This window comes from Lachnoclostridium sp. An181 (assembly GCF_002160325.1).
Taxonomy (GTDB): domain Bacteria; phylum Bacillota; class Clostridia; order Lachnospirales; family Lachnospiraceae; genus An181.
On record NZ_NFKJ01000001.1, the window covers coordinates 55281 to 69290 of the forward strand.

Genomic DNA, 14010 nt, shown 5'->3' on the forward strand with positions numbered 1-14010 from the left:
GAATTCTCCTTCCCGTCCTATTTGGACGTTATCTTCATACTTTATTCATCTTAACATAAGTAGCCCGACTCCTCAATGTCAAAACTTTCACTTTCTCTGTTTTTCGACAGAAACTACAATTTTTCATTGAAAAACAAATTCCAATAGAGTATGATGTATAACAAAACAATCTAAACCACGAGGAAGGAATAACGAAACTATGCAGCTTTTAAAAGAAAGGATTTTAAAAGATGGTGTTGTGAAACCTGGCAATGTACTGAAAGTTGACAGCTTTTTGAACCATCAGATGGACATTGATTTGATTAATGAAATCGGCAAGGAGTTCCGCCGCCGTTTTCCAAGTGATAAAATCACGAAAATTCTTACCATCGAGGCATCCGGTATCGGTATCGCCTGTATTGCCGCACAGTATTTCCATGTACCGGTAGTATTCGCCAAAAAGGCACAGAGTATCAATATCGACGGAGAAGTTTACCACTCCAAAGTGGAATCGTTCACCCACAAACGAGTTTACGATGTGATCCTTTCCAAGAAATTTTTGAATTCCGATGACCATGTACTTATTATTGATGATTTTCTTGCGAACGGATGCGCAATGCTTGGACTTTTAGAGCTTGTCCGAGAGGCAGGAGCAGGCATTGAGGGGGCAGGTGTTGTGATTGAGAAAGGATTTCAGGAAGGTGGAAAGAAAATCCGCGGACAAGGGGTCCGTCTGGAATCCCTCGCCATCATTGATTCCATGACAGACGACAGCCTGGCTTTTCAGGAATAAAGACAAAAGAGGACATCGCCATTCTGATATGGCAGATGTCCTTTTTTACTTTATGTAAATCTACTCTTCTGCTGTGCAAAGCTCTTGTTTCAGTTCTTCAAATTCTGATTTTTCTTCTCTCTTTTCCCTGTGCAAGGTTCTGACAAAATCAATAAGGTACACAATAACAATCAAGGTTCCGATACTTCTTCCGAATTTTTGAGGTATCATATTGACAATTCCGGCCACGGCCTTGTGAAGAAAAGCAAACAAGAATAAACTGTAAAACCCCCATGCAATGGAGCTTTCCAGGCATAAAATCCCTTTGTAATTAAACGGCTTTTCCCGGTAATCCCACCAGATTTCACCGAAAAGTTTTTTCATGATGACTGCGGTCACAAACTCAATCGCTGTAGCCAAAAATGAGCCGAGAATAAAAAGCTTGACCGGATGTTGGCTTACGGGTTCCAGGACAAAAAATACGGTGAGCGCACCCACCCCGTATATCGGACAGATCGGGCTCTTTGCAAAGCCGCGGTTCGTCCATTTTTTGTTACAGTACGACATGTACAATGACTCCACGCACCATCCCAATATACTGTACGCCAAAAACCAGAGTACTACGTGGTACGCGTCAACTCCAAATATATTCTGATTCCACAACATAAATTAACCTCTCAAACAAAGCGGGCAAGCCCGCAACACAAATGTTCCTGATAGTAAAAATGGAGTGTTTTGTCAACACTCCACTTTTTCCTGCACATATTAATTATATTTACGTTTTCTTGCTGCTTCGGATTTCTTTTTACGTCTTACGCTTGGTTTTTCGTAATGTTCTCTTTTACGAATCTCCTGCTGGATTCCAGCTTTAGCGCAACTTCTTTTGAATCTTCTTAAAGCGCTATCCAACGTCTCATTATCTTTTACGATTACATTTGACATAGTCTCACACCTAACCTCCCTCCAGTCCTATATTGTGCATCATACGACTGTTCGGGTATTTTTATTGCACTATCTGATATTATACCAGATTTTTTTATTTCGTCAATAGTTTTTCCAAATTTTCCTCTGCTTTTGCCAGAGCTTCGTCGATTCCGGCAGGGTTTTTCCCTCCTGCCTGTGCCATGTTCGGGCGTCCTCCTCCGCCGCCTCCTACAAAGGATGCGATTGCTTTGATCAGATTTCCTGCATGTGCACCTGCTTTTACCGCTCCATCCGTTGCTGTGGCCATCAGGTTGACTTTGCCATCATTTTCGGATGCAATGACTATAACACCTTCTCCCAGCTTTTCTTTGAGCTGATCCCCAAGATCACGAAGTCCGTTCATATCCACGCCTGCAACTTTGACTGCCAAAAACTTCATGCCTTTAACTTCTTTCACCTGGTCCATGACATCTCCCATAGCATCTTTTGCAAGTTTGCTCTTTAAGCTTTCCACTTCGCTGTGCAACGCTTTGTTGTCTGCCATAAGATGCGCGATTTTTTCTGCCAGGTTGTCTGGGGTCGCTTTCAAAAGTTTTGCGGCTTCTAAAAATTTTTCTTCTAATGTATCAAAATAATTCATCAATCCTTGGGATGTGAGCGCCTCAATTCTGCGCACTCCGGCTGCCACACCTGTCTCGGAGATGATTTTGAATGTACCGATCTCACTTGTGTTTGCCACATGGGTTCCTCCGCAGAACTCAATGGAATAATCACCCATATTGACAACGCGCACGATATCCCCATATTTTTCTCCAAACAATGCCTGCGCTCCGGTCTTTTTTGCCTCTTCGATCGGCATGTCCTTTATCACGACTGGATAAGAAGCTGCAATCGCATCGTTCACCAATCTCTCCGTCTCTTTAATCTCTTGTGGCGTCATGGCAGAGAAATGGGTAAAGTCAAAGCGGAGTCTGTCCGCATTGTTCAGGGAACCTGCCTGCTCGACATGAGTTCCAAGCACAGTGCGCAATGCTTTCTGAAGGAGATGGGTCGCACTATGGTTTCTTGCGCCAAGCGCTCTTCTCTCTTTATCAACTTCCAAAGTTACTTCATCGCTGCTTTTTATCATACCGGATACCACTTTCCCGATGTGTCCGATTTTTCCACCGCGCAGTTTAATGGTGTCTTCCACCTGGAATACACCGTCTTTTCCACGTATCATCCCATGGTCTGCCTCCTGTCCTCCGCTTGTGGCGTAGAACGGTGTCTCTTCCACAAAAACAGTGCCTGTCTGCCCGTCAGAGAGCGCATCCACAAGCTCGCTCTCCGTTGCAAGAACAGTCACCTTGGACTTCCAGGAGAGATTGTCATATCCCACAAACCTGGAGGTGACGGAAGGATCAATGGATTCATACACCGTTACATCCGCCCCCATGTAATTGGTAACTTCACGGGCATCTCTTGCCTTCTTCCTCTGAACCTCCATGGCCTGGCGGAATCCTTCCTCGTCAATGCGAAGTCCCTTTTCTTCCATAATTTCCTTTGTAAGATCAAGTGGGAAACCGTATGTGTCGTAAAGTTTGAATGCGTTTTCACCGGACAGAGTCTTCTCGCCTTTTTTCAGCATTTCTTTTTCCATCTCTTTTAAGATGCCAAGCCCCTGGTCAATGGTTTTGTTGAACTGTTCTTCCTCTTTTGCGATTACGTTGAGAATGAAATCTTTCTTTTCCTCCAATTCCGGATACCCGTCTTTGGAACCTGCGATGACAGTCTCACTTAATTTTGGCAGGAACTCTCCTTCAATGCCCAGCAGCCTTCCATGACGGCATGCACGCCTTAAAAGTCTTCGAAGAACATATCCTCTTCCTTCATTGGATGGCATGATTCCATCGGAAATCATAAATGTTACGGAGCGGATATGATCTGTGATGACACGGATGGACACGTCTGTATCGTATTCTTTTCCGTACTCTTTTCCGGCGATTTCACATACATGGTCTCTCAGCGCTTTGATCGTGTCCACATCAAAAATGGAGTCCACATCCTGAACAACGGATGCAAGTCTTTCCAAGCCCATTCCAGTATCAATGTTTTTCTGCTCCAGCTCACTGTAATGTCCTTCCCCGTCATTGTCAAACTGGGTAAATACATTATTCCAGATCTCCATGTAACGGTCACAGTCACATCCAACGGTACATCCAGGTTTTCCGCATCCATATTTTTCTCCGCGGTCATAGTAGATTTCTGAACATGGTCCGCAAGGTCCTGCGCCGTGCTCCCAGAAATTGTCCTCTTTTCCAAAACGGAAAATTCGTTCTTTTGGAATGCCCATCTCTTTGTTCCAGATTTCAAAAGCCTCGTCATCGTCCACATATACGGATGGATACAATCTGTCTGCATCCAGCCCTACAACTTCTGTCAAAAATTCCCAGGACCAGTGAATCGCCTCTTTTTTAAAATAATCCCCAAAAGAAAAATTCCCGAGCATTTCAAAAAAAGTACCGTGTCTTGCAGTCTTTCCTACGTTTTCGATATCCCCTGTACGGATACATTTCTGACAGGTTGTCACACGTTTTTTCGGCGGAATCTCCTGCCCTGTAAAATATGGTTTCAAAGGTGCCATACCTGAGTTGATCAACAGAAGACTTTTGTCGTTGTGCGGCACCAGAGAAAAGCTTTTCATAGCCAAATGGTCTTTACTCTCAAAGAACTCCAGAAACATTTTCCGAAGTTCATTTACTCCATATGCTTTCATATTGTTCCTCCTCTATTGTTCCATTCTCCTAATCTTCAGTCTTTAAAAAACCCAATATGCATAATTATAAAGAGGAACCTTTCTTTTGTCAATGAATGTCCCCTCTTTTCCTCACAGCACAAAAATGCCGCGGACGCTGTAAGTCCACGGCATCTGCCTTATTTTTCCTCTTTTGGGGTTCCGGTATCCTTTGCATCCTTTTTCATACGGAGGTATCTCCCAAAGCGGATGCCTCCATATGCCACTACTGCAATAAACACCATTTTAATCAAAGTCTCTATCAAGCCTGCCAAAAATCCCATACCGCACCTCCGAAACAGTTTGTTGTTATCTATCTTACCATACAAGTATGGGCCTTTCCATTTATTTCAATACAATCTCTTCCAATTCTTTAGGCGGTATCTGTTTAGAAGATTTTGTGACGTATGTATTGAGTTCTTTTTTCGCCTTCGGAATCTCAATATTTGTTCCGGCTCCGGCAATACATCCGCCAGGGCATCCCATTCCTTCGATCAGACATCCATTCATACGGCCTGCCTTTGCAAGGAGCAGTGTTTTTTTGCACTCTGCAAGTCCTTCCGCATGCTCAATCTGCACATCCACGTCAGGATAGTATTCATTGATACATTTCTCAATAGCCGCGGCCACACCGCCGGACGCTGCGTACCCTCTTCCTGCTCCTGTTGCATTGTGGAAGGAAGACTCAGTATCATATTTTGTCAGATCAATATTTTTTGCGTCAAAAATTCCCTGCAGCTCTTCAAAGGTGATGACAAAATCCACATCACTGCGCACAGTTCTCCTGGATGCCTCCAGCTTTTTAGCCGGACAAGGTCCAATAAAGACAACCTTTGCATTTGGATGTTCTTTTTTGATGGTTCTTGCAGTGGCGACCATCGGAGTCAGTTCCTGAGATACCTGATCCACCAAATCCGGAAAATACTTTTTTGTCAGCATTGCCCAGGACGGACAACAGGAGGTTAGAAGGAACGGCAATTCCCCTGTCACCACCTTATTTACATAATGGTGCGCCTCAGCCACTGCTCCGATATCAGCGCCAAGGGCTACCTCGTAGATTTCCTTAAACCCTAGTTCCATCAATGCTGCCTTCAGATTTCTCGGCGTAATGTTTGGACCAAACTGGCCTACAAATGCAGGCGCCACTTCCGCGATGATCTCTCCGCCTTCTTTCAGTGCACGCACAAGCTGGAAAATTTGGGACTTGTCGGAAATTGCGCCAAATGGACAGCTTACCATACACATACCGCAGGAGACACATTTATCATTGTCAATCTTTGCACGCCCAAATTTATCGGATGTGATGGCATTGACTCCGCAGGCTCTCTGGCATGGACGTACCTTCTTTGCAATGGCATCGTAAGGACAGTGAGCTTTACACTTCCCACATTTGATACATTTTGTCTGGTCAATAAACGAGTGCCCGTCCACCATGGAAATGGCGCCAACAGGACAGACTTCACGACAAGGATGTGCCTCGCAACCTTTGCACTGATTGCTCACTTCATATTTATTCTCCTCGCAGGCTGCGCACGCAGACGGAATCACCTGCATAAGGGGCGGTTCATAATATTTTTCTGAAATATTGCTCTCTTCAATTCCTGCGGTCAGATGGACCGGTTCGTCCTCCGGACGAAGCGCCATACCCATGGCAAGCCTTACCCTTTCACTTACAACAGCGCGTTTCCGGTAAACACTCTGTCTGTAATTCTCCATATCCTCGTTCACCAGACGGTACGGAATAGCTTCAATATCGCTGTTAAGACTTTCAGATGTGGAAGTATACGCAACCTTTGCCACTTCTTCGAATACCTTTCTCCGCATCTGTCTGACCGGTGTATTTAAACCTCTCATAATCGATTCCTCCTTGAACTGTTTCACTCTCTACTTATTAACTATATCACCCGTCAAACAATTGTCAATTAAGGCTCCAAGGAATTTTGTATAAAATCGAGTACAAGACTACTACTTGCCTAAAACACTCTGTGCATAATAAACAGACTGCATGGCATCCTTCCCGTAGAAATCCGCGCCGATCATATCCGCATACTCTTGATTCAAAACCGCACCGCCCACCATGACTTTACAGTCAGGTGCCTCTTTTCGAAGAAGTTTGATCGTCTCCTCCATGCTTGTCACTGTAGTCGTCATAAGGGCGCTTAATCCAACGAGTGTTATTCCCTCCTGTTTTACGGTCTGCAAAATTTTCTTTGGGTCAACATCCTTTCCAAGGTCAATGACCTGGAACCCGTAATTCTCCAGCAGCACTTTCACAATATTCTTTCCGATATCATGTATGTCACCTTTTACTGTTGCGAGCACAATTTTTTCTTTCTTCTCCTGCACTGCCCCTTCCGTTTCCATCTTTTGTTTCAGAACCGAAAATGCCTGTTTCGCTGCTTCTGCACTCATCAAAAGCTGTGGGAGAAATACTGTGCCGTTTTCAAATCCTTTTCCCACAGTGTCAAGGGCAGGAATCATATACTGGTTGATGATTTCCAGGGACTCCATGTCTTTTAGGAGCATTTCGCTGATATGTCCTGCCTCTTCTTTCAGACCTCTTTCAATTGCTGTCTTTAAATCCATATGCGCACCGGATGGCTTTACAGCAGATTCCGGGACCGCCTGTGCGTACATCTCAATATACTTTTCACAGTTCTCATCATAGTTCATCAGAGCTAAAAATGAATGGTACGAACGCATCATAGCCTCCGAAGACGGATTGATGATCCCTGCACTCAACCCTTTTTGCATTGCCATTGTGTAGAAATTGGCATTGATAACAGGGCGGCTTGGAAGGCCAAAAGAAATGTTGGATACGCCAAGCACCGTTCGGACACCGTATGCCTTTCTCACCATCTCCAAAGCCTCCAGCGTTGTCTTTGCACCATCAGGCTCAGAGCTTATGGTCATGGTCAGTACATCCACCACGATATCTTTCTTGTCAATCCCGTATTTTTTTGCCTCCTCAATGATTTTTCCGGCAATCTCCACACGTCCCTTGGCATCCGATGGAATCCCGTTTTCATCCAGAGTCAATGCCACTACACAGCCGCCGTATTTTTTCACAAGAGGAAATACCACGTCCATGGATTCCTGTTTTCCGTTGACTGAATTTATCATTGGTTTTCCATTGTAAATGCGCATGGCCTGTTCCATGGCCTTGGCATCAACGGTATCGATCTGTAGCGGAAGACTTGTCACACTTTGAAGCTCTACAATCACTTCTCTCATCACTGCCGCCTCATCAATATCCGGCAGCCCCACATTCACGTCCAGGATATGCGCGCCTTTATCCTGCTGCGTAATTCCTTCGCGCAGAATATAGTCTATATCGTGCTCTTTCAAAGCTTGTTTGAATTTTTTCTTTCCGGTCGGATTGATGCGCTCTCCGATGATCAGAGGTTTGTCGCCGAGAATCACAGCCTGTCCGTAGGAGGAGACGATAGTTTCCTCCTTCCACGCTACTTCCTTTGTCCTCATTCCTCTGCACTTTTCTGTCATAACTTTGATATGTTTCGGTGTTGTTCCGCAGCATCCACCGATGGCACAGGCTCCCATCCTGACGATCTCCTGCATGCAGGATGCGAATTCTTCTGCACCCACATCGTAATATGTCTGTCCGTCCTTTTGTTTTGGAAGTCCTGCATTCGGTTTTACAATGATTGGAAGAGAGGTGTATTTTACCATCTCCTCAAGAATCGGCATCATCTGCTTTGGCCCAAGACCGCAGTTTAATCCGATCGCATCCACACGTAGTCCCTCCAGAAGGGCGACCACAGCCGGAACGGTTCCCCCTGTCAAAAGTTTGCCCCGCTCATCAAAGATCATGGTCACAGTGACCGGAAGATTTGTGTTTTCCTTTACCGCCAGCACTGCCGCCTTGACCTCATAGGTATCGCTCATGGTCTCAATGTGTACAAAATCCACACCTGCTTTCTCAGCGCACACAGCAGCCTCTTTAAAGGCATTGTAGGCATCCTCAAATTCCAGGTCTCCCATTGGTTTTAACAGTTTTCCCGTAGGTCCCATGTCCAGGGCAATGTATGTCTCCTGCTCTTCCTTTGCACCAAGCCTTGCGCCTTCTTTTGCATTCTCAACAGCAGCCAGGATGATCTCCTCCAGCGAATAACTGTCATCATGGAATTTTAAAGCGTTTGCTCCGAACGTATTCGCCAGCACTACATTGCTGCCTGCCTCAAAATACTGTCTGTGAATGTCTATGACATCCTCTTTGTGCTCCAAATTCCATATTTCCGGCAGCTCTCCTGGTTTCAGCCCTTTTTCCTGCAGCAATGTCCCCATTCCGCCGTCAAAAAACAGCAGTTGTTTTCCAAGATGTTCTTTTATCATATCAAGTCTCCCTTCTGTAAGCGCAGTCTTTCTTTTGACAGCTTTCACAGCCCTGTCTGTGGCACGGCGTGTTTTCGCTGCTGATTCCCATCACCGCAGTCACGGATTTGACCGGTGTGAGCATGTAGCTGTCCGTCATCGTAAGCCCGATCGTTTTTGGAAGTTCCAGCATTCGGATCATGTCTTCCTGATGGCGGATGTCAAAATCCCCATATCCCGGACTGAATCTAGGCCGCACATACTTGTTCTCCTTATTCATCATGGCCACGATCTCATCCTGGCAGGAATCGCAGTATTCCTCCAGATCCGCGGCTGCACATGCCTGCAATATAACAGCTTTGCTCATATCTGTCAATGTATATTTATGCATCAGCCTGTCAACCCCCGTGCCAAGCGTTGCCCCAAAGACTACTGCACTCTCGCAGCCTATTAAGTTTTTTTCGAGATTCCTGCTTTTAATCTCCATGGTCCCGATACGGATGACGTGGTCCTTTATTTCCAAATCAAACGTGCGGTATATGGACTTTTTTGCTATGACTCGAGAGAGTTCTTCAAAGCATTCCCTGACTTGGACAAGCACACGGTCTTCAACCTTATGTTTACCGTATCCAAGATAGCGGATTGCTTCTTTTGTCTTTCTGTCCATCTTCTCACTCCTTTTTGTTTCTGTCATAAACAAAGGGCAGACGTCTGTCCGGAGTCTTCACTCCACGGAAACGTCTGCCCGCCATTTTTTTTATTATTTTTCAATGATCTCCGATAGATTTGCCATGATCTGTCCTGCTACTTCCGGTTTATTCATGGAATAAATATGTACATTGTGAATTCCATTTGCGATCAAATCGATGATCTGTTCGGTAGCATAGGCTATTCCTGCCTGTTTCATGGCTTCCGGCTTGTCTCCGAAACGATCAACAATAGCACGGAATCTCGCAGGAAGAGCTGTTCCCGACATCTCGCAGATTCTCTTCATCTGTTTGCCGTTTGTCACCGGCATGATGCCCGGGATAACCGGAACCATAATGCCTTTTTCACGGATACGATAGAGAAAGTTGTAGTGAATGGAGTTGTCAAAAAACATCTGTGTAGTCAAGAAGTCCACCCCACAATCCACTTTTTCCTTAAGGTAACGAATGTCATCTTCTTTATGCTCATTCTCCACGTGTCCTTCCGGATAGCAGGCAGCACCGATACAGAAATCTCCCTGCTTTTTGATATCGCAGATCAGATCTTTTGCATAGCGGTAGCCTCCCGGTATCGGGAATGGCCTGTCGGATGGGATATCCCCGCGAAGTGCCAGAACATTTTCAATCTCATTCTTTTTCAGCTCCTCCACCACTGTCTGCACTTCCTCTTTTGTGGAGGAGGCACAGGTAAGGTGCGCCAAACTTTCCACCTTCAAGTCGTGTTTGATATGGGCTGCTATATTCACAGTATTTTTGCTCGTTCCGCCGCCGGCACCATAGGTCACACTTATGTAGGAAGGATGCAGGGCGCCGATTTTATCCACGGCATCCACTACTTCCTTATACTTAGCATCTGTTTTCGGAGGGAATACCTCCACAGAAATGTGCACTTTTCCGTCTGTCAGTTTTTCTATAATCTTCAATCTTGTAGTCTCCTTAGCTGTCTTTTGTATGTTAAACGATTTTACAGGCTGTCATAGAGGTTTTCGTACTGTTTCGCAGAATTATTCCACGAGAAGTCTTTCTCCATCGCACGTTCAACCATCTTATTCCAGTCACGTTTTTTGTCATAGTAAATGCGTTCTGCATAACGCACTGTCGCCATCATCTCATGTGCGTTATAGTTGCTGAAACTAAATCCTGTACCTGTCTTTTCAAACTCATTATACGGTTCAACCGTATCTTTCAGGCCGCCTGTCTCCCTTACGATCGGCAAAGTTCCGTATCGAAGGCTCATTAACTGGCTTAAACCACATGGCTCAAACAGCGAAGGCATCAGAAATGCATCACTTGCCGCATAAATCTTATGGGACATTGGTTCAGAATAGTAAATATTCGCGGATACTTTTCCATTATACTTCCATGCAAAATGGCGGAACATATTTTCGTATTTTTCGTCCCCTGTTCCAAGTACAACGAACTCCACCGCATCCTGACACATCTCATCCATTACGTAGGCGATCAGGTCAAACCCCTTCTGGTCTGTCAGTCTTGATACGATTCCGATCATCATCACCTTCGGATCCACGTTTAGCCCAAGTTCTTTTTGCAGTTCCACTTTGTTTTTCACTTTATCTTTTCGGAAACTGTCCACTGTATAATGATATGGGATGAATATATCTGTCTCTGGATTATACTCATTATAATCAATTCCGTTTACAATGCCGGAAAGTGAATTGGAGCGGGCCCTCATCAAGCCGTCCAGGCGTTCTCCGTAAAACGCAGTCTGGATTTCTCCTGCATAGGAATTGCTCACTGTCGTCACCTTATCTGCGTATACAATACCACCTTTTAAGTAGTTTGCATCCTTGTATGCTTCCAGTTTGTCCGGCACAAAATAGTAATCAGGAAGACCTGTAATGTCTTTTACTTTCTTTTTATCCCATACACCTTGGAATTTCAAGTTATGGATGGTCATGACGGTTTTAATCCCCCTGTAGTATTCGCCGCCATAACGGAAGTTGTCAAGGTAGATAGGCACAAGTCCGGTCTGCCAGTCGTGGCAGTGAATAATGTCTGGTCGGAAATCTATCAACGGGAGCGCACTCAGTGCTGCCTTGGAAAAGAATGCAAATTTTTCGATGTCCTCATAAATATTTCCATACGGTTTCATCCCCGCAAAATAGTATTCATTGTCAATAAAATAAAAGGTAACTCCTTCATGTACGAGTTCAAGTACTCCTACGTACTGGCTGCGCCAGTTTAAATCCATATAGAAGTGGGTTTTATACTGCAGTTTTTCTTTCCACTCCTGTTTCATACACATATATTTCGGTATCATCACGCGGACATCGTATTTCTCTTTATCAAAATATTTTGGAAGGGAGCCTACTACATCCGCTAATCCACCAGTCTTGATAAATGGCACTGATTCCGACGCAACAAACAATATTCTTTTCATCTTCATATCCCTCCGACACTATAAATAATTATAGTCCCATTATACACGAAATTGTGTGAAATGAAAAGAATGAATTCGTGCGCAGCGCCTATCTTTGCTTATATTCCAGCTGGATCGTGTCCGCAATCAGGGCAATGAATTCAGAGTTTGTAGGCTTTCCCTTTCTGTTGTTGACCGTGTATCCGAAAAGGCTGTCCAGTGTGTCCAGCTTTCCGCGGCTCCACGCCACTTCAATGGCATGCCGGATCGCCCTTTCCACACGGCTTGAAGTGGTCTGATGTTTCTTTGCCACTGTAGGGTACAGCACTTTTGTGATGGCATTTAAGACGTCCATATCCTCAACCGCCATCATAATGGCATCCCGCAGATAGTGATAACCTTTGATATGAGCTGGAATTCCAATTTCATGTATCATGTTCGTCACCTTTGTCTCCAGATTTTCCTGTACATCTGCCATCTGATCCGGCTGGCGTATGGAACCGGTTTCATGTCTTACTGTATTTCGTCCGGTATTTTTGATTCTATTCAGGACCATTTCTGCCTTGAAGGGTTTTAAAATATAATAACTGGCGCCTTTTTTGAAAGCATCCTCCGTAATTTTTTCCTGTCCGACTGCTGTGATCACGATAAATTCTGGATACTTTTTGATACTTTTATCCGCGTTCACCATCTCCATCACTGTAAGTCCGTCCATCTTTGGCATGATCAAGTCCAGAAGAACAACGTCCGGCTCCTCCTTTTTGATAACTTCGTAGGCATCTTCCCCATTTTTCGCTTTGCCCACCAAGCTTAGATCCTTGTCTGTACTAATAATTTCTCCTAATAGTTCCAAAATTCTCTCATTGTCATCAGCAATAGCCACATTCAGCTGTCCCATGCTAAATACCCTCCTTTTTCTATTCCTTTCTTTCAAAAACTATCACGAAGAGTATTATAAAATCCTCTGTTAGGAGAATCAAGAAAATATTGTCATAATATTTCGACAATTTATTCGAGTTTAGACATTGTTCAACATGTTTTCTATAAAAATTCCATAGCCTTTGGAAGCGTCCTGCACAAAGACATGAGTCACTGCTCCGACAAGTTTTCCGTTCTGGATAATCGGGCTTCCGCTCATTCCCTGAATGATTCCTCCGGTCAGTTCAAGAAGCCTTTCATCTGTAACTTCCAATACAATTCCCTTATTGAGTTCTTTGGGATTACAGTCGATTTTTGTAATACGAATTTTGTAATCCTTCACCTCTCCTTCCACTGCACATCGAATCGTTGCATCGCCTTCCTGTATTTCCTCTTTTGGCGCAGCCGGGATGGGCGTAAGTTCTTGAAAGAGTTTGTCAATGTTGTCCACAGTACCATAAATCCCGGCATCTGTATTTTTGTCGATTCTGCCCAGTATATGGTAGTTGTTATACACAATGACTCCCTCAATTCCTCCGGGACTTCCCTTCTTTCCTTTCTGGATATTTTGAATACTTGTCTCATACAGCTTTCCATCCGAAATTTCGAGGAGGGTGTTCGTAGCTGTATCGTGGATTCCATGTCCCAAAGCTCCAAAATGACTGTCTCCGGTCAAAAATGTCACGGTCCCAAGACCTTGGGCGCTGTCCCTGACCCAGATGCCGAGCTGGTATTTTCCGGGAGAACTCTCAACTGCTTCTGTTTTTACATTCAGCGCCTCACCGTCACGCCTGATCTTTAAAATCACTTCTTTTCCATCCATTTGTTCAACTTCTTTTATCAACTCCTTTTTTGTCTTGATTTCACTGCCATTCATTCCTGTGATATAATCCCCGGCCTTTAAAAGATGTTTGGAGGGTTCGTGGTTCTGGCCGTCCATGCCCTTGATCTTCTCTGTTCCAAGGACGATCACTCCATCGGTCTCCATATAGATTCCTATGGGCATTCCACCGGGGATGAGCATACTTTTGGAAATTGCCTTGGCACTGACTTCCTGCTTAAGGGTTTCCTGCTGCCGGACTGTAATCCACTCCATTCCCGCAAAAAATACTGCAAGTGCAAGAGTGAAGGACAAAAATATCCGGTAATACACACGTCTTTTTTTCATCTGCTCCACATCCTTTTCATTAACAAAAATGAAAGAAAAAACAGATACCCTTGAAGG

The 14010-nt window shown here is 44.6% G+C and carries 12 protein-coding genes; 1 reads left to right on the forward strand and 11 read right to left on the reverse strand.

Going from position 1 to position 14010, the window contains the following annotated elements; genetic code table 11:
* The first annotated feature begins 199 nt into the window (after positions 1 to 199).
* Complete coding sequence (locus tag B5F18_RS00240; RefSeq protein ID WP_087155659.1) at positions 200 to 772, forward strand: xanthine phosphoribosyltransferase; 573 nt, start codon at positions 200 to 202, stop codon at positions 770 to 772.
* A gap of 60 nt (positions 773 to 832) precedes the next feature.
* Here B5F18_RS00240 and B5F18_RS00245 read toward each other — a convergent pair whose 3' ends face one another.
* From B5F18_RS00245 to spoIVB, 11 genes are all read right to left on the reverse strand, one after another.
* Entirely contained in the window at positions 833 to 1417 is a 585-nt protein-coding gene (locus B5F18_RS00245; RefSeq protein ID WP_087155660.1) for a putative ABC transporter permease, read from the reverse strand.
* Between the two features lie 99 nt (positions 1418 to 1516).
* Positions 1517 to 1693 carry a 30S ribosomal protein S21 gene (gene rpsU / locus B5F18_RS00250; RefSeq protein ID WP_087155661.1) on the reverse strand — a complete coding sequence of 59 codons (177 nt, stop codon included), beginning with the start codon at positions 1691 to 1693 and terminating at the stop codon, positions 1517 to 1519.
* 94 nt (positions 1694 to 1787) lie between these two features.
* Complete coding sequence (gene alaS, locus B5F18_RS00255) at positions 1788 to 4430, reverse strand: alanine--tRNA ligase (protein ID WP_087155662.1); 2643 nt, start codon at positions 4428 to 4430, stop codon at positions 1788 to 1790.
* 158 nt (positions 4431 to 4588) lie between these two features.
* Entirely contained in the window at positions 4589 to 4732 is a 144-nt protein-coding gene (locus B5F18_RS12540) for a hypothetical protein (RefSeq protein ID WP_204217039.1), read from the reverse strand.
* A 61-nt stretch (positions 4733 to 4793) separates the two neighbouring features.
* The gene (locus tag B5F18_RS00260) at positions 4794 to 6302 is read right to left on the reverse strand and encodes a 4Fe-4S dicluster domain-containing protein (protein WP_087155663.1); all 1509 of its coding nucleotides are present in this window, start codon (positions 6300 to 6302) and stop codon (positions 4794 to 4796) included.
* A 111-nt stretch (positions 6303 to 6413) separates the two neighbouring features.
* Positions 6414 to 8801 (reverse strand): homocysteine S-methyltransferase family protein, encoded by a 2388-nt coding sequence (locus B5F18_RS00265; RefSeq protein WP_087155664.1) that lies wholly within the window; start codon positions 8799 to 8801, stop codon positions 6414 to 6416.
* A 1-nt stretch (position 8802) separates the two neighbouring features.
* A complete protein-coding gene (locus B5F18_RS00270) occupies positions 8803 to 9447 on the reverse strand; it encodes a vitamin B12 dependent-methionine synthase activation domain-containing protein (protein ID WP_087155665.1) in 645 nt (214 codons plus the stop codon).
* A gap of 93 nt (positions 9448 to 9540) precedes the next feature.
* The gene (gene metF, locus B5F18_RS00275) at positions 9541 to 10410 is read right to left on the reverse strand and encodes a methylenetetrahydrofolate reductase [NAD(P)H] (RefSeq protein ID WP_087155666.1); all 870 of its coding nucleotides are present in this window, start codon (positions 10408 to 10410) and stop codon (positions 9541 to 9543) included.
* Between the two features lie 41 nt (positions 10411 to 10451).
* The gene (gene glgA, locus B5F18_RS00280) at positions 10452 to 11888 is read right to left on the reverse strand and encodes a glycogen synthase GlgA (RefSeq protein WP_087155667.1); all 1437 of its coding nucleotides are present in this window, start codon (positions 11886 to 11888) and stop codon (positions 10452 to 10454) included.
* 88 nt (positions 11889 to 11976) lie between these two features.
* Positions 11977 to 12765, reverse strand: a complete 789-nt coding sequence (gene spo0A / locus B5F18_RS00285; protein WP_087155668.1) for a sporulation transcription factor Spo0A — start codon at positions 12763 to 12765, stop codon at positions 11977 to 11979.
* A gap of 120 nt (positions 12766 to 12885) precedes the next feature.
* The gene (gene spoIVB, locus B5F18_RS00290; RefSeq protein WP_087155669.1) at positions 12886 to 13953 is read right to left on the reverse strand and encodes a SpoIVB peptidase; all 1068 of its coding nucleotides are present in this window, start codon (positions 13951 to 13953) and stop codon (positions 12886 to 12888) included.
* Between the last annotated feature and the right edge of the window lie 57 nt (positions 13954 to 14010).

Excerpts from the sequence above, each read along its gene's own strand:
- rpsU (WP_087155661.1), bottom strand. The coding sequence starts at position 1,693 with ATGTCAAATGTAATCGTAAAAGATAATGAGACGTTGGATAGCGCTTTA.
- B5F18_RS00245 (WP_087155660.1), bottom strand. The coding sequence starts at position 1,417 with ATGTTGTGGAATCAGAATATATTTGGAGTTGACGCGTACCACGTAGTA.
- B5F18_RS00265 (WP_087155664.1), bottom strand. The coding sequence starts at position 8,801 with ATGATAAAAGAACATCTTGGAAAACAACTGCTGTTTTTTGACGGCGGA.
- B5F18_RS00270 (WP_087155665.1), bottom strand. The coding sequence starts at position 9,447 with ATGGACAGAAAGACAAAAGAAGCAATCCGCTATCTTGGATACGGTAAA.
- B5F18_RS00240 (WP_087155659.1), top strand. The coding sequence starts at position 200 with ATGCAGCTTTTAAAAGAAAGGATTTTAAAAGATGGTGTTGTGAAACCT.
- spo0A (WP_087155668.1), bottom strand. The coding sequence starts at position 12,765 with ATGGGACAGCTGAATGTGGCTATTGCTGATGACAATGAGAGAATTTTG.
- B5F18_RS12540 (WP_204217039.1), bottom strand. The coding sequence starts at position 4,732 with ATGGGATTTTTGGCAGGCTTGATAGAGACTTTGATTAAAATGGTGTTT.
- B5F18_RS00260 (WP_087155663.1), bottom strand. The coding sequence starts at position 6,302 with ATGAGAGGTTTAAATACACCGGTCAGACAGATGCGGAGAAAGGTATTC.
- spoIVB (WP_087155669.1), bottom strand. The coding sequence starts at position 13,953 with ATGAAAAAAAGACGTGTGTATTACCGGATATTTTTGTCCTTCACTCTT.
- alaS (WP_087155662.1), bottom strand. The coding sequence starts at position 4,430 with ATGAAAGCATATGGAGTAAATGAACTTCGGAAAATGTTTCTGGAGTTC.
- glgA (WP_087155667.1), bottom strand. The coding sequence starts at position 11,888 with ATGAAAAGAATATTGTTTGTTGCGTCGGAATCAGTGCCATTTATCAAG.